The organism is Rhodococcus sp. As11, assembly GCF_048957735.1.
Taxonomy (GTDB): Bacteria; Actinomycetota; Actinomycetes; order Mycobacteriales; family Mycobacteriaceae; genus Rhodococcus; species Rhodococcus gordoniae.
Map to the genome: position 1 here is coordinate 103,278 of NZ_JARDJE010000003.1, position 12,889 is coordinate 116,166.

Annotated in this window: 20 protein-coding genes and 1 tRNA gene; 5 read left to right on the forward strand and 16 right to left on the reverse strand. The window is 64.7% G+C overall.

Annotated features, from left to right (window positions below):
* The first annotated feature begins 8 nt into the window (after positions 1-8).
* From ahpC to PV766_RS04885, 3 genes are all read left to right on the forward strand, one after another.
* On the forward strand, positions 9-572 hold the full coding sequence (gene ahpC / locus PV766_RS04875; RefSeq protein WP_016933943.1) for an alkyl hydroperoxide reductase subunit C: 564 nt from the start codon (positions 9-11) through the stop codon (positions 570-572).
* A 145-nt stretch (positions 573-717) separates the two neighbouring features.
* Positions 718-2,313 carry an alkyl hydroperoxide reductase subunit F gene (gene ahpF, locus PV766_RS04880; RefSeq protein WP_421096524.1) on the forward strand — a complete coding sequence of 532 codons (1,596 nt, stop codon included), beginning with the start codon at positions 718-720 and terminating at the stop codon, positions 2,311-2,313.
* Between the two features lie 130 nt (positions 2,314-2,443).
* Positions 2,444-3,019 carry a gluconokinase gene (locus PV766_RS04885; RefSeq protein WP_421096525.1) on the forward strand — a complete coding sequence of 192 codons (576 nt, stop codon included), beginning with the start codon at positions 2,444-2,446 and terminating at the stop codon, positions 3,017-3,019.
* Between the two features lie 1,053 nt (positions 3,020-4,072).
* Here the strand turns inward: PV766_RS04885 and PV766_RS04890 are convergent.
* From PV766_RS04890 to PV766_RS04960, 15 genes are all read right to left on the reverse strand, one after another.
* Positions 4,073-4,414, reverse strand: coding sequence for a hypothetical protein (locus PV766_RS04890; RefSeq protein ID WP_421096526.1), 342 nt, complete (start codon positions 4,412-4,414; stop codon positions 4,073-4,075).
* Positions 4,415-4,710: 296 nt separating this feature from the next.
* Positions 4,711-5,376, reverse strand: a complete 666-nt coding sequence (locus PV766_RS04895; protein ID WP_421096527.1) for a hypothetical protein — start codon at positions 5,374-5,376, stop codon at positions 4,711-4,713.
* Positions 5,373-5,576: a hypothetical protein gene (locus PV766_RS04900; RefSeq protein WP_421096528.1), complete on the reverse strand. Its 204-nt coding sequence runs from the start codon at positions 5,574-5,576 to the stop codon at positions 5,373-5,375. Before PV766_RS04900 ends, PV766_RS04895 begins: the two co-directional genes overlap by 4 nt.
* Positions 5,573-5,929: a helix-turn-helix domain-containing protein gene (locus PV766_RS04905; RefSeq protein WP_421096529.1), complete on the reverse strand. Its 357-nt coding sequence runs from the start codon at positions 5,927-5,929 to the stop codon at positions 5,573-5,575. Before PV766_RS04905 ends, PV766_RS04900 begins: the two co-directional genes overlap by 4 nt.
* On the reverse strand, positions 5,926-6,090 hold the full coding sequence (locus PV766_RS04910; protein WP_421096530.1) for a hypothetical protein: 165 nt from the start codon (positions 6,088-6,090) through the stop codon (positions 5,926-5,928). The genes PV766_RS04905 and PV766_RS04910 overlap by 4 nt, the downstream gene beginning before the upstream one ends.
* The gene (locus PV766_RS04915; RefSeq protein WP_421096531.1) at positions 6,066-6,383 is read right to left on the reverse strand and encodes a WhiB family transcriptional regulator; all 318 of its coding nucleotides are present in this window, start codon (positions 6,381-6,383) and stop codon (positions 6,066-6,068) included. The genes PV766_RS04910 and PV766_RS04915 overlap by 25 nt, the downstream gene beginning before the upstream one ends.
* Positions 6,380-6,970 (reverse strand): hypothetical protein, encoded by a 591-nt coding sequence (locus PV766_RS04920; RefSeq protein ID WP_421096532.1) that lies wholly within the window; start codon positions 6,968-6,970, stop codon positions 6,380-6,382. Before PV766_RS04920 ends, PV766_RS04915 begins: the two co-directional genes overlap by 4 nt.
* A complete protein-coding gene (locus PV766_RS04925; RefSeq protein ID WP_421096533.1) occupies positions 6,967-8,355 on the reverse strand; it encodes a DUF3631 domain-containing protein in 1,389 nt (462 codons plus the stop codon). The genes PV766_RS04920 and PV766_RS04925 overlap by 4 nt, the downstream gene beginning before the upstream one ends.
* Entirely contained in the window at positions 8,352-9,074 is a 723-nt protein-coding gene (locus PV766_RS04930; RefSeq protein WP_421096534.1) for a bifunctional DNA primase/polymerase, read from the reverse strand. Before PV766_RS04930 ends, PV766_RS04925 begins: the two co-directional genes overlap by 4 nt.
* The gene (locus PV766_RS04935; RefSeq protein WP_421096535.1) at positions 9,071-9,388 is read right to left on the reverse strand and encodes a hypothetical protein; all 318 of its coding nucleotides are present in this window, start codon (positions 9,386-9,388) and stop codon (positions 9,071-9,073) included. The genes PV766_RS04930 and PV766_RS04935 overlap by 4 nt, the downstream gene beginning before the upstream one ends.
* A gap of 157 nt (positions 9,389-9,545) precedes the next feature.
* On the reverse strand, positions 9,546-9,689 hold the full coding sequence (locus PV766_RS04940; protein ID WP_421096536.1) for a hypothetical protein: 144 nt from the start codon (positions 9,687-9,689) through the stop codon (positions 9,546-9,548).
* Positions 9,686-9,931 carry a hypothetical protein gene (locus PV766_RS04945; RefSeq protein ID WP_421096537.1) on the reverse strand — a complete coding sequence of 82 codons (246 nt, stop codon included), beginning with the start codon at positions 9,929-9,931 and terminating at the stop codon, positions 9,686-9,688. Before PV766_RS04945 ends, PV766_RS04940 begins: the two co-directional genes overlap by 4 nt.
* Complete coding sequence (locus PV766_RS04950) at positions 9,928-10,428, reverse strand: hypothetical protein (RefSeq protein WP_421096538.1); 501 nt, start codon at positions 10,426-10,428, stop codon at positions 9,928-9,930. The genes PV766_RS04945 and PV766_RS04950 overlap by 4 nt, the downstream gene beginning before the upstream one ends.
* A 15-nt stretch (positions 10,429-10,443) precedes the next feature.
* Positions 10,444-10,602, reverse strand: coding sequence for a hypothetical protein (locus PV766_RS04955; RefSeq protein ID WP_421096539.1), 159 nt, complete (start codon positions 10,600-10,602; stop codon positions 10,444-10,446).
* Positions 10,602-10,790 (reverse strand): helix-turn-helix transcriptional regulator, encoded by a 189-nt coding sequence (locus PV766_RS04960; RefSeq protein ID WP_421096540.1) that lies wholly within the window; start codon positions 10,788-10,790, stop codon positions 10,602-10,604. The genes PV766_RS04955 and PV766_RS04960 overlap by 1 nt, the downstream gene beginning before the upstream one ends.
* Before the next feature lie 110 nt (positions 10,791-10,900).
* On the opposite strand from PV766_RS04960, the gene PV766_RS04965 reads away from it, so the two are divergent.
* The gene (locus PV766_RS04965; protein WP_421096541.1) at positions 10,901-11,467 is read left to right on the forward strand and encodes a helix-turn-helix transcriptional regulator; all 567 of its coding nucleotides are present in this window, start codon (positions 10,901-10,903) and stop codon (positions 11,465-11,467) included.
* Positions 11,460-12,632 (forward strand): tyrosine-type recombinase/integrase, encoded by a 1,173-nt coding sequence (locus PV766_RS04970; protein WP_421096542.1) that lies wholly within the window; start codon positions 11,460-11,462, stop codon positions 12,630-12,632. The genes PV766_RS04965 and PV766_RS04970 overlap by 8 nt, the downstream gene beginning before the upstream one ends.
* 76 nt (positions 12,633-12,708) lie before the next feature.
* On the opposite strand, the gene PV766_RS04975 is transcribed toward PV766_RS04970, so the two are convergent.
* Positions 12,709-12,779: transfer RNA gene (locus tag PV766_RS04975), tRNA-Gly, on the reverse strand.
* Positions 12,780-12,889: the final 110 nt, after the last annotated feature.

Here is a 12,889-nt window from a genome sequence, read left to right on the forward strand (position 1 = left end):
GTTCTTACATGTCGCTGATCAACAAGAAGATCAAGCCCTTCAAGGCCGAGGCTTTCAAGGACGGCGCCTTCGTGACCGTGTCCGACGAGGACATCAAGGACAAGTGGGCGATCTTCTTCTTCTACCCCGCAGACTTCACCTTCGTCTGCCCGACCGAGCTCGGCGACCTCGCAGACCACTACGAGGAGCTGCAGAAGCTCGGCGTCGAGGTCTTCTCCGTCTCGACCGACACGCACTTCACGCACAAGGCGTGGCACGGCTCGTCCGAGACCATCGGCAAGATCAAGTACGCCATGATCGGTGACCCGACCCTGCAGATCAGCACCGACTTCGAGGTGCTCCGCGAGGAGCAGGGCCTGGCCGACCGCGGCACCTTCCTGGTCGACCCGGACGGCGTCATCCAGTTCACCGAGGTCACCGCCGAGGGCATCGGCCGCAACGCCGCCGAACTCGTCCGCAAGGTCAAGGCCGCTCAGTACGTCCGCAGCCACCCGGGCGAGGTCTGCCCGGCCAAGTGGGAAGAGGGCGACGACACCCTCGCTCCGTCGCTGGAGCTCGTCGGCAAGATCTGATTCGTCGACGGAAACCGTTCCGGTGGCACGGGATCGAATGTCCCGTGCCACCGGGCACCGTCCGGGTCCGCTCGGCTCGAGCTGAGAAGTTCGCCGACTCCCATCTCTTCCGGTCACAGTTCTTCCACCTCTGGAGTAGATCCTCATGCTCGATGCCTCCCTTGCCGCCCAGTTGAAGTCCCTCCTCGAGAAGGTCACCCAGCCGATCGAGCTCGTGTCGTCCCTCGACGACCGACCGAAGTCCACGGAACTCGCCGGCCTCCTCGACCAGATCGCCGGCATGTCCGACCTGGTCACCCATGTACGCGACGGTGAAGCCACCCGTCGCCCCTCCTTCCTGATCCGCCGGGTCGGTACCGACATCGAGGTCGAGTTCGCGGGCATCCCGCTCGGCCACGAGTTCACCTCCCTCGTACTCGCCCTGCTGCAGGTCGGCGGCCACCCGTCGAAGGAGGCCGCGGAGCTGCTCGAGCAGGTGCGCGATCTCGAGGGCGACTTCCACTTCGAGACCTTCTTCTCGCTGTCGTGCCAGAACTGCCCCGACGTGGTGCAGGCCCTGAACGTGATGTGCGTGACCAATCCGCGCATCAAGCACACCGCCATCGAAGGCTCCCTCTTCCAGGACGAGGTCGACGCCCGCCAGGTCATGGCCGTGCCGACCGTCTTCCTCAACGGGGAGCTGTTCGGCTCCGGCCGCATGAACCTCGAGCAGATCGTCGGCAAGCTCGACACCGGCTCCGCCGAGCGCGCCGCCGCCGCGATCAGCGAGAAGGACCCCTTCGACGTCCTCGTCGTCGGCGGTGGACCGGCCGGCGCGACCGCCGCGATCTACGCCTCCCGCAAGGGGATCCGCACCGGCGTTCTCGCCGAGCGCTTCGGCGGCCAGGTGCTCGACACCATGGCCATCGAGAACTTTCCCTCCGTCCCCTACACCGAGGGCCCGAAGTTCGCCGCCGAACTCGAGAACCACGTGCGGCAGTACGACGTCGACATCATGAACGTCCAGAAGGCATCGAAGCTCACCCCCGCCCCCACCGAGGGCGGCCTGGTCGAGGTCGAGCTCGAGAGCGGCGCCCGGTTGCTCTCGCGCAGCGTCATCGTCTCCACCGGTGCTCGCTGGCGCGCGATGAACGTGCCCGGCGAGGACGAGTACCGCAACAAGGGTGTCACCTACTGCCCGCACTGCGACGGCCCGCTGTTCAAGGGCAAGCGCGTCGCGGTCATCGGCGGCGGCAACTCCGGTGTGGAGGCCGCCATCGACCTCGCCGGTGTCGTCGCCCACGTGACCCTCATCGAGTTCGACTCGGTGCTGCGCGCCGACGAGGTGCTGCAGCGCAAGCTCCGCAGCCTGCCCAACGTCGACATCATCGTCAGCGCCCTGACCACCGAGGTCCTCGGCGACGGTGCGAAGGTCACCGGCCTGACCTACACCGACCGCACCACCGACGAGTCGCGCACCCTCGACCTGGACGGCGTGTTCGTCCAGATCGGCTTGCTGCCGAACACCGAATGGCTGTCCGGCACGGTCGAACTCAGCCCGCGCGGCGAGATCGTCGTCGACGACCACGGCCGCACCTCGGTGCCGGGTGTGTTCGCCGCCGGCGACTGCACGACCGTCCCGTACAAGCAGATCATCGTCTCCGCAGGTGCGGGTGCGACGGCCGCGCTCGGCGCGTTCGACCACCTGATCCGCACGAGCGCCCCGGCCGAGGGCGAGGAAACGGTCGCCGCGACCGTCTAGACGTCACCGCAGCCCCGTGGCCGTCACTCCCTTCGGGGGTGGCGGCCATGCTGCTTCGGGTGAACTTCTGAGGTTGGGGTCGAGAATGTCGACGGGAGCGACCACAACCTCCCCGTCGTTACGATGTGGCATGGCCGTTGTGGTGATGGGCGTGAGTGGATGCGGGAAAACGACATTCGCGCGGAAGCTTGCAGACGGGATCGGCGGCGTGTTCATCGATGCGGACGATTACCACAGCGCGTCGTCGATCGAGAAGATGCGCGCCGGCCGGGCGCTCGACGACGAGGATCGTGAGCCGTGGCTGCGCGCCGTCGCGGCGGCCGCCGCCGCAAGTACCGGGACTCCGGTGGTCGCGTGCTCGGCACTGAAGCGGTCGTATCGAGACATTCTGCGTTCCGGCACTCCGAGCGTCTTCCTGCATCTGGACGTGCCCGTGGACGTCGTGAGGTCGAGGATTCGCGAACGCGGCGGCCACTTCTTCTCCGAGACACTGGTGGCTTCGCAGTTCGAGACGCTCGAGCCGCTCGGGGCCGACGAGGACGGCGTCGCCCTGGACGGCACCCTGCCGCTACCCGAGCTCGTCGATACCGCCTGCTCGTATCTCGTGGACCGGCCGGAACCCTGGGGAGCGAAACCTCGGGACGTCGAATCGCTCGAGTCGCGAGCGCACGATGGTCGCCACAGAGGGGGAACAGGGGACAGATAGGGATCGGCACATCTCATGTGCTGTGGAGCCGATGACGGGAATCGAACCCGCGTATTCAGCTTGGGAAGACGGACCGAGCCGGTTCTTGAGATCCGGTGACATCCAGGAAATTGCGTTCTACCTGCGAAATCGATCCATTGCCGTCCGCCTGAATCCGCGGTGATTGTCCGGGCTTAGTGACATCGGTGTGACACCGCGTTGTGGTTACTTCCGGTCGCGGTACGCCTTCTGTCGGCAGGCAGGCGAGCAGTACCGTGCACCAGCCCTGGCTTCAAATGTGTTCCCACAAACGTCACACGTTACGGATGATGGAACACGTTTCGTCTTGTACTGGGACAGTCGGCATCGATCCGAACATGTCACCACCTTCCGGCGCTTGTCCGGCCGCACCACCACCAGCTGACGACAGACCTCACACGTGGCCGTCACACCATCGACGCCGTGGTGCCAAGCAATGAGCTTCCCGTCTGACGACTCGGGATTCCACGACGACCGCGCGCACGACATGCAGATCGGCTCCCGGCGGTAACAGAACCGTTTGCGCAGATCTTCTCGCCTACCCACCTCAGCCGCGACCATCGGAGCGTCGGCCGGCACTTCGGTCGAGCAGATCGGGCACTGACGGAGATGTGTGCTCATATCCGTAACGTTACAGATAAAGGAACACATCTTGCAATGGCTGACGCCCCACACCACCCCGAAGAAAGTCCGTCAGCGTCGATCATGTGGCGCGCTGTATCGCACGCAGAGCGCCGAACACAACCAGGTGCACACTCACCTACCCCGCATCACAGCAGCGGCGACGCCCCTGTGACCATCGCACCCGTCGACCACCCGGCGGGACCTGGTCGAACATCACGGCCCGGCGCACATCCAGGCCGGAGACGATCCGTTCCACCGCACCACCCGGCCAGTCATGCGACCGTGCCCACTCCCGGCGAGCAGTGCGCCACAACTCCACCGCATCCACCAACTCCACCGCCGGCCAATCACCAGGATCGAAACACCACAACTCATGCGGCACCAGATTCGCCGCTTCCCGAGTGCGGCGTCTCATGCCGTGCCCCGAATGCCGTACACACCCCGCGGGGCCCGCACCGGACGAGACCCGTCCTCCTCCGCCGGAATGTTCAAAGCGGCCAGCAGCCGAGCAAGGACGATGCGCTGCTGACGAAGCTCCTGCACCGCCGGATGCACCCGCCTGCCCTGCGGCGACTCCTGCATCGAACCATCCGCCTTCACGATCGCCGCCAGCTCGTCGATCTGATCGATGGTGCGGGCAGCCTGCTGCAAAATCTGCAACTCGTGCTCGGCCAGCTCGTAGTCATCGAGCACCCGAATCCACAGTTTCCGGCCACCCGGTTTCAGCCCGGCCGGCGCTTTCGGTTTCGTCATAGGTCGATCCTTCATAGGTCACAGTGTTTCGGGAGCCGGGGGGATATTGGACGCCTCGCCGTGTTGCGGCCGTTGCCCCCTCGAGGGGGTGGGGCCCGGGGGTGTGGTTGGTGTGTGGGGGCCGGGACCGCCCGTGTGGTGTGTGGGCGGTCCCGGCGGGTGGGCGCTGGTGGTGTCTTCGCTGCACGAAAGGAGGTGTGCGGCTCTTCCGACCATCGTTCCCCTGCGGCGTTGCTGCCGGCTGTCGTCGGGTTCCGAGGGGTGGCGTTGACGCCCACGGTCTGTGGGGGTGGGACTTAGGTGGTCCAGTCGGCGGGCTGGTCTACGGCGTGGGTGCGGGGAGGCCGGCGGTAGACGTTGCCGTCGGGGCGGATGATGACTTCGGCTCGGGTGTCGAGGTTGAAGTATCGGGTGTGGGGTTGTCCGTCGATGTCGATGGTGTCGACGTCCACTCGTCCTCCTCCAGCCCTGACCTGTTCGACGGGGTCTTGTTCGGCGGCGCGTTCGTCGCGTTCGTTGATCACTCGGAGTTCAGCGATCCGTGTGTCATCGGCGATGAGTGCAGTGATCTGCTGTTCGCGTTCTGTTCGCTGCTGCTGCTCGTGTTGTGCTGCTTGCTTGTCGACGACCTGCGCGATCGGTCGAGCGAGGAAGTCAGCACTGAGCTGTCCGTTATCCCAGTGGCCGATGCTGACGAGCGGTTCGGTGCGGTTGTGCACGGGCAGTCCGAGGATGGTGCGTGCCTGGTCTTCGCGTTCGGCTGTCAGTCGTTTCTGCCGGCGTGCTGTGGCGACGTTGAGCAGGGCAGCGATCCAGGGTTGTTCGGCGAGGATCGTCTCGAATGCTGTCTGGGCTTCACGTTCGGCTTTGGCTGCGGCTGTACGTTCGGCGGGCAGCTGGTGACGGAGGTAGTGCCGCGCCCATACCTGTTCGGGGGTGTCGGGCTGGTCGGGGGTGGTCACTTGCGGCCCTCCTGCCGGTCGAGGTCGTCGAACGCTGCGGCGAGGCGGGCCTGGGTGCCCCGCACATACTCGGCGCGGGATTCGGTGGTGCCCGCCTGGGGCGGGGGCGCCCCTCGGGATTCGATGACGAGTTTCTGGTATTCGGCGGGGTCGAGAGCGGCGAGGTAGTCGACGATCTCTCGCCGGTCAGGTGGGGTCATGCTGCCTGTCCTTCCTGGTGTTCGGTGACGGCGCGCCGGTCCAGTAGCCAGCGGCCGCCGGTGAGCCGGCCACCGAGTCGGGGGGCGAGTCGGCGGGCCTGCCGGTCGCTGATGCCGAGCATTCGGGCTGCCTCCTCGGTGGTGATCCATTCGGGTTCAGTCTCGAGTGCGGATGCCGGTTCGGTGTCCTGTTGTCCCGCTGCGGAAGCCAGCGCAGCGAGGGCGCGTGACGGTGGTAGTCCGTTGCGTTGTCGTGCACGTTGGGCGACCTGGACCGCGTAGGCGAGGGCTTGCACGGCGTCTCCGGTGAGGAGGAGGACGCCGGGGGCGAGGCGTTGCACGGGAGGTGTCATGGTTCGCTCCGTTCGGCTGCGTCGTGGAGCTGGTCGGCGAGGGCGTGGGCTTCGGTGGGGGTCATGGTGATGCGGAGGCCGGCGAAGCGGAGCACGACGGTGCGGTGGGCGTGCTTGTCGAGGAACACGTCGGGGGTCATGTTGCGGGCGTGAAGTCGCATGACTGCCCCCTTCCGGGCCGGCCGGGCAATCCGTGCACCCGGCCGGCCCAGACACCGAGTGCGCGGTCTTGTTCGAGGCCTGCTGTGCGGCAGGCGGATGCGACGGGGCACTCTCGGCACTGACGGCGAGCCCACGCCAGCCGTGCCGATCTTTGCTCGGTGGTCTCGTCGTCGAGTTCGGCGTCGAACCACGGTGCTCGTCCGGCGCATCGGGCACCGGTCAACCGGGGATCGATGAGGCGCTCGAGCAGCGGCGGGATAGCAGGGATCCGGGAGGTGCTGCGGCGGGTCATCGGAGGCCGGCCAACACGATAAGAGGGAGTTTCTTGGCCTCCTGGTATTCGAGCTCGTGCGGGACGAGCTCCGCGATGCGCCCCCTCGCGATCCTCCGAGACTCGGCCAAGAGTTCAGGGAGGTTGCAGTACTCCCCAGATCGAATTTCGTCGCGGTTCGTGCGATGGGCGTCCAGTCGCCTCCACGCGGAGCATCCATCGTTCGCTACATCGCCAATCCCCGCGCCCCAGCGGAGCGTCCGGCCGTGGGACCCCCCCATCTCGTATGAGCGATGTCCGGGGTGTCGACTTCCGTTCTGATCGTGATACACCCAGTGAACGAAATGTCCGGGAGCCTCCTCGACCCAGCTGTCTCGATGGATAGATGCCCGGGACAGCACTCCTGTGTCGCGATGCCGGCCGACCACGTAGATCCCCGGGCGGCCGTCTTGTTTGTCTCGCACGCGACCGAACGGCTCGATGTCCGCCCACGGGATCGTGTCGAGCTGTCGATACACGCTGAGGGTGACTTGCCGCTTGCCGATCATGACGGCGCGGACTTCAGCGGTGAGTGTTTCGATGGTCGTGGTGATCTGTTCAGCGGTCATGCTGCGTTCTCCCTTGCGGTGTTGTGGTCGTCGTCTCGGACGGCGCAGATGCCGGATTGCTGGGATGCATCTGTGAGAAGTGGCTGCCCGCATACGGTGCAGCCGATAGCCGGATCAGATTCGCCTTCTACCTGCGAATATCCGGATTGAACACCGGATAGCAGGGGGTCTGTTTCTACCCGGTGCACGCGGTTATCACGGTTAATCCGGTGCAAATCCGCACCGGATGCACCGTCTTCGCCGGATGCACCGCGTTGTTTCCGACCTATTCCCAAGCGGTTCCAAACCGGTGCAAGAACCGCCCTCGAGTACCCGCGGGGGCCTCGCCCACCCGGTCTTTGAGACGTCACCTTCGATGCCTGAGACACCAGCGTCCCCAGACGCTTATCCGTCAGCGCCTTGCCGTACGGACTGTTCATCCCCCAGTACTCCGGATTGTGGAGAATCAGGGCCGCGACGAGTTCGGCTGTAGGTACGAAGTCGGTGTCCTTCGGCCACACAGCGTGCAGATCGGACATCATCTGCATACCGGGTGGGATTCGCTGTAAACCGGCTTCACGTTCGGCTAGGGCTTCGTCCAGGTCCCGACGAATCAGCTCGTCGACGATCTCCGGCCAATGCGACCCGGCCGCGACAGCGACCCGCTTCAGTGGACGCCACTTCTCTTTCGCCCGGCCGATACACCCCTTGGGAAGATCGACAGCCAACTTCGGGATGTCGTCTCGGACGGAGTCGGCGAACTCGGCCAGGCGAGCACCGAGCGCCAAAGCGTCATCTTCGATGTACTCCCAATCCGAATCCTCGGCGGTGCCGTCGAGGTCGGGCATCAACAGCACACGGATGGCCCGGGATCGGGTGTCGTCCGGAAGGTGCGGAGAGTTGCCGGCCATCACGACAGGCGCGAACGTCGGCATTTCCTTGACGACCCAGTTACCGCCCTTCGCCGGCACAAGAACGGGACGTGTTGCGCCTCGGCGGTAGCCGCTGTTGATGATGCCGATCAGATCCTCAACACCCGGTTTGTTCGGTGACAGCGACCGGTCTACCTCGTCGATGCAGATGGTTCGGATGCCGTTCTGCAGCAACCGCACCAGCAGCGCCGGTGAGGACAGCGCAGCGGCCTGTACGGGTTGGTAGCAGAGTCGCTGGAAGTGGTCGAGCACCGTGGTCTTGCCGCTACCGGGCAGCGTCGAGTCGAGCAACAACCGCGGGGTCGTGTACGTCTCGAGCGCCAAGTGGGTGCTGGCCGCCCACAGAGCGAGCAGTGCCAGGTCCCGGTCGTCCGGCACCGAGATGAAGCGACCGAACCACTCTTCGAGGTCGTCGAGAACATCGGCACCGGAGCTGACGCGCACAGACTGCGGTTCGTGATCGTTGTCGCTCATGCGGCACTCCCCACGGTGCGCTGCGCCGACCGCAGGCACGTTTCGATCTCCCGTTCGGCGAGACCGACCGCAACGGCCGCGGCCCGAATCTCGTGCACCAATGACTGCTCCCCTCTTTCCAACGCTCGGCAGAACGCCCAGAACGTGACCGCGTTACGTCCCCCCTCGGAGGCTTCGGCAACTTTGCGGACGATGCCGTTGCTTCGCCGTTCGGGGCTGAGCACGGTCGGCTGCGGCGTGTAGGTCGGCGGCTTCACAAGAGGGAGCAGTCTTTGCGGGAGGGGTTTGATCTCGATGTTCCGTTCGATCACGTAGAGGAGTCCGGTGTCGGGGTGAACCGATCCGGGCATGACGGTGTAGCCGGTGCGACCGGATTTGAGGTCGATGCCGGGATAGTCGGCGAGCTTGCCGCGGATCTTCCCGTCGAACTGGAAGTAGGCGTGCTGGCCTCCGGTGCCCGTGCGTACTACGAGGGTGTCGAGTACGTCGGGGCCGATGTCGTCGAGATTCCCACCGTGGCGTGGATCTTCGTCGAAGGCGATCACGCCTATTTTGCGGCCTCCCCAGTTGCATTCGGGGTAGCGGCGAGCGATCTGGTTGAGTTCGTCTCGGCTGGTGGTGAAGGCGTGGAATCCTCCGGGGAGGAATGCCTTCTTGCCTTCGAGGGGTCCGAGCGCGAATCCGCGTTCGAGCATGGTTCGGGGGTGATTGATGCTCATGCTGCGGCCTCACCTTCGATCTCGAGTCCGGTGCGACGCCAGACGCGCGCTGGGGCGTCCCAGTCGCCGTCTGCGGCACGGGGGCCGTATCCGTGGAACTCGATGTAGCCGCGGCGGTTCAGCTCACGCACGAGCACTCCGAGGCGGCACGGCTTGTCGTTCGCGTGCGGCGGCAGATACAGCGCCATCTGCGCGGCGGTGAAGGTCGTCCCGGCCGGTTGATGTGCGATCCACTGCTGCGCCACTGCGAGCAGGTCACGGTGAGCGGCGGCGAGGACATTATCGGTGGGGGAAGGATTAGACTGTGAGTGCATGGGCGCACTCCTTTCGTGGAGGTCGCGGGCCGGGAGGGATTGGACCTACCCGGCCCGCTTCGCTTTTCAGGTTCGTTTGCACCGGGCCTTGAAAAGCAGGCTCAACAGGACGTTTGGACCGGGCCCTTTTGTCGAGCGGGAATGTGTTGTCAGGTGGTCAGGGTCGCCTCCGCATCGAGTTCGTGGCGGCCTCACCGAACCTGTCGTTTCCGACCGTGTGACTGTCGGTGACGTGCGCGACCAGGAGTGCGATGTTCTCAGCGAACAACACGACGACGAGGAACAGTTCGAGAGTCGTCATTTCGCCTCCCGTGCGGCCCAGTACTCGAGCGCGCCGAGCATGTCGTCATGCCCGGTAGCGGCCTGGTATTCCTTGGCGCGCCGAAGGCCGGCCTTCACCCACTCCGGAGGTAGAGCGTCGACGCCGGTGCCTCGGAACTGTGCAAGAGCGCGGACCTGGTCTTCGGAAACACCGAGTAGCAGGGCGAGTCCCTTTGCGCTGACGACCGGTTCGCCGTCGATGTGGCGGTACAACTCGCTCACAGGTCCCCCTCGCTCTCGGCGAGGGCCCGGATCGCGGCCTGCAAGTTGTCGATGATGTCGTGAGCTTCCGACGCGGTGAATGCGCCCTCGGCGTTGACGCAGAGCTGCGGTTCACGGCGGACGATGCGGCCTTCGGTGATCTCGTCGATGACACGCACGCTGATTGATGCGGCACTGTCGCCGATCGACTTGCTCCACCAGCGGGTCACGCGGCTGTTGTGGTCCAGATGCCACTCATCACCATCGTCAGGCTGGAATCCTCGAGGGGGCTCAATCTCGTCGACGGTGGCGGCGGCGAGCATCGCGATGTTGGCGTCGTGCATGTTCTTTGCGCCGAGCATCGCGAGTTCGACCCAGGTTTCACGGGTGTAGCCGGGGTCGCGCATGTTGTCGAGCTGGTGCCGAACTTGCACGGCCTGGTTGATCGTCAGGGTGCTGTAGCCCTCGGCGAATGCGGTCTCGGCGATCTCGCCAGCGGACGGGATATGATTGGTCATGATTCCTTCTCCTGGTTAGAGGTTGGATTCGTTGCCCTCGATGCCCTGGCCGGCGTCGGGGGCGTTCTCTTTCGGGTGCTCGGTGTAGTCGTGTTCGACTCCGAGCAGGTGGTGCAGCCTGCGGGGGTAGTCGCACCGCTGGGAGGTCGGTTCGTCACCGAAGTAGCCGCTCATCACGCAGCGCTGTTCTCAAGTCGTTCGATGAACTCGACGATCGCGGACTCGGGAACGAGTCGGTTCCGCCCGATCTTTACGCTGCGGATTTCCCCGGCATCCATCAGCTCGTAGAGCTTCGATCGACCGATTCCGAGACGATCGCACGCAGCGTCGAGACGGTGGAGCTTTGCGGTTGTGGTTTCCATCTTTCCTCCAATGTGCCGGAATGCACCTCGTAATTGTCATGTGTGGTGCGTTAACGAAATGTCTACACGAACGTTCGCGGATGCGTCAAGGCGTATGCGAAGATGTCGCAATGCCAAACATTGACGAGGAAGCAAAGTCTTGGCAGTTGGAACAGGCCGGCCGAGTTGGTACGGCCGTGGCGCGGAGGCGGGCTCGGCTTGGGATGACCGCAGTCGACCTCGCCGAAAGAACCCGCGAGCTGGGTTATCCCATTACTCGTGTGGCCATCTCGAAGATCGAAAACAACGCCCGGGCAGGGAAAATCGATCTCGCTGAGATAACGGTTCTCGCTGCGGCGCTGGGGGTACCGCCCATCCTTCTGATGTACCCCGACCTGCCGGGTGGTGCGGTTCGGGCACTGCCCGCCATCGAAGAAGTAGAGAGTTACAAGGCGCTCCGATGGTTCATTGGAGACTCGTCGCTAGGGGAGCCCCACACACCGGAGGATGGACGACAGCTCGTTGAACGAATCCGTGAGTATGCGCCTGTGCGTCGCGACTGGGCCATCGCCACCGTGCGAAGTCTGGGACAAGCCGCGGGCTCGCAGGAAGCAACGGCACTCAAGGATGTTCAGCAGCTACTCAATCAGCTCGAAGGGGCAATTCAGGAATTGCGGAAGAGTGTGTTCGATGAGTAGGCGGCAGCGGCTCTTACCGGGGATGCGGAAGGTCACCCTCGCGTCCGGTGAAGTGCGTTACGAGGTCACCCTCGATGCCGGGCCCGACCCTGTCACAGGGAAGCGGCGGCAGACACGCAAGCGGTACAAGACACTCGACGAGGCCACCGCAGCGCACGCGAAGATCAGCAGCGAAGTCGATGCCGGCACCTACGTCGCACGGTCCGCAGTCACGGTCGAGCAGCTCTGCGCCGATTACATCGCCGGTCGGCACAACCTCCGAGCAACATCTCTGTCCAAGCTCGAATACGACCTCGCGCCACTACGGGAACGGCACGGCGGCAAAACGGTGCAGTCGCTCACGAAACGTCACATTGACGACCTGGTGAAAGACCTCCTCACGGGTGGCACCCTGACGGCGAAAGGACGGAAGCGGAAACCGTGGTCGGTGGCCGCGGTCAACAAGGTGATTGCCACCGTGCAACAGGTCCTCGCAGATGCCGTCGAACAGGGACTCATCCCGCGCAACGTCGCGGCAGCTGTCGACCGGGTACCGGTGCCGTACAAGTCGATGAACACCTACACCGAAGCGGAGGTCCGAAAGCTGCTGTCGGCCGCGGCGACGGATCGCAACGGGCACGCCTGGCACCTCGCATTGTGTGGGCTACGGCGCGGTGAGATTGCGGGGCTGCGATGGTCGGACATCGACTTCGAGGCCGGCACTCTGTCGATCGCGACGAACCGAGTCATGGCAGGCAGTAAAGCTGTCGAGAACGAACCGAAGACCGAGACATCCAGGCGCACCCTCCCGTTGTCCGCACCACTGAAGGCGGCACTCGAGGCAGCTCGGCTGCGGCAGAAGAAGGAACGTCTCGAGCTCGGCCCTGACTACGGGTCAGGTGAAGCGGTCGTGAGCAACGAGGCGGGGGAGCCGTACAACCCTGCGGTGCTGTCGCGGTACTGGCGTGAGTTCGCAGAGAGGGCCGGCGTCCGGCCGCTGCGTCTGCACGACTGTCGGCACACCGCAGCGACCATGCTGCACCTTCAGGGGGTTCCGGTCGCGGTGATCGCAGCGTGGATCGGGCACTCGAATGCGGCCTTCACGATGCAGGTTTACGCGCACAGTCAGGACGACGCATTGAAGGGTGCAGCGTCGGTTTTCGGGGCGGTAGTGACACCGTTGTGACATCACCGGCCTGTGACATCGAGGCCGTGACAGCAAAAAACCCGCTCCCATACTGGTGGGGGCGGGTTCTTATGGGAGCCGATGACGGGAATCGAACCCGCGTATTCAGCTTGGGAAGCTGATGTTCTACCATTGAACTACATCGGCACGCTGGGCGTTCGCCGATTTTCGTCGACTCCCGCCCAAAGCTTCGGAGCACACTGTAGCAGACCCGCAGGGCCTGTGGACGAGCGACCGTCCCGTCCGGATCCGCCGTC

Excerpts from the sequence above, each read along its gene's own strand:
- PV766_RS04970 (WP_421096542.1), top strand. The coding sequence starts at position 11,460 with ATGAGTAGGCGGCAGCGGCTCTTACCGGGGATGCGGAAGGTCACCCTC.
- PV766_RS04930 (WP_421096534.1), bottom strand. The coding sequence starts at position 9,074 with ATGAGCATCAATCACCCCCGAACCATGCTCGAACGCGGATTCGCGCTC.
- PV766_RS04890 (WP_421096526.1), bottom strand. The coding sequence starts at position 4,414 with ATGACGAAACCGAAAGCGCCGGCCGGGCTGAAACCGGGTGGCCGGAAA.
- PV766_RS04905 (WP_421096529.1), bottom strand. The coding sequence starts at position 5,929 with ATGACACCTCCCGTGCAACGCCTCGCCCCCGGCGTCCTCCTCCTCACC.
- PV766_RS04940 (WP_421096536.1), bottom strand. The coding sequence starts at position 9,689 with ATGACGACTCTCGAACTGTTCCTCGTCGTCGTGTTGTTCGCTGAGAAC.
- PV766_RS04935 (WP_421096535.1), bottom strand. The coding sequence starts at position 9,388 with ATGCACTCACAGTCTAATCCTTCCCCCACCGATAATGTCCTCGCCGCC.
- PV766_RS04950 (WP_421096538.1), bottom strand. The coding sequence starts at position 10,428 with ATGACCAATCATATCCCGTCCGCTGGCGAGATCGCCGAGACCGCATTC.
- PV766_RS04960 (WP_421096540.1), bottom strand. The coding sequence starts at position 10,790 with ATGGAAACCACAACCGCAAAGCTCCACCGTCTCGACGCTGCGTGCGAT.
- PV766_RS04885 (WP_421096525.1), top strand. The coding sequence starts at position 2,444 with ATGGCCGTTGTGGTGATGGGCGTGAGTGGATGCGGGAAAACGACATTC.
- PV766_RS04965 (WP_421096541.1), top strand. The coding sequence starts at position 10,901 with ATGCCAAACATTGACGAGGAAGCAAAGTCTTGGCAGTTGGAACAGGCC.
- PV766_RS04955 (WP_421096539.1), bottom strand. The coding sequence starts at position 10,602 with ATGAGCGGCTACTTCGGTGACGAACCGACCTCCCAGCGGTGCGACTAC.
- PV766_RS04915 (WP_421096531.1), bottom strand. The coding sequence starts at position 6,383 with ATGACCCGCCGCAGCACCTCCCGGATCCCTGCTATCCCGCCGCTGCTC.
- PV766_RS04925 (WP_421096533.1), bottom strand. The coding sequence starts at position 8,355 with ATGAGCGACAACGATCACGAACCGCAGTCTGTGCGCGTCAGCTCCGGT.
- ahpC (WP_016933943.1), top strand. The coding sequence starts at position 9 with ATGTCGCTGATCAACAAGAAGATCAAGCCCTTCAAGGCCGAGGCTTTC.
- PV766_RS04910 (WP_421096530.1), bottom strand. The coding sequence starts at position 6,090 with ATGCGACTTCACGCCCGCAACATGACCCCCGACGTGTTCCTCGACAAG.
- PV766_RS04900 (WP_421096528.1), bottom strand. The coding sequence starts at position 5,576 with ATGACCCCACCTGACCGGCGAGAGATCGTCGACTACCTCGCCGCTCTC.
- ahpF (WP_421096524.1), top strand. The coding sequence starts at position 718 with ATGCTCGATGCCTCCCTTGCCGCCCAGTTGAAGTCCCTCCTCGAGAAG.
- PV766_RS04920 (WP_421096532.1), bottom strand. The coding sequence starts at position 6,970 with ATGACCGCTGAACAGATCACCACGACCATCGAAACACTCACCGCTGAA.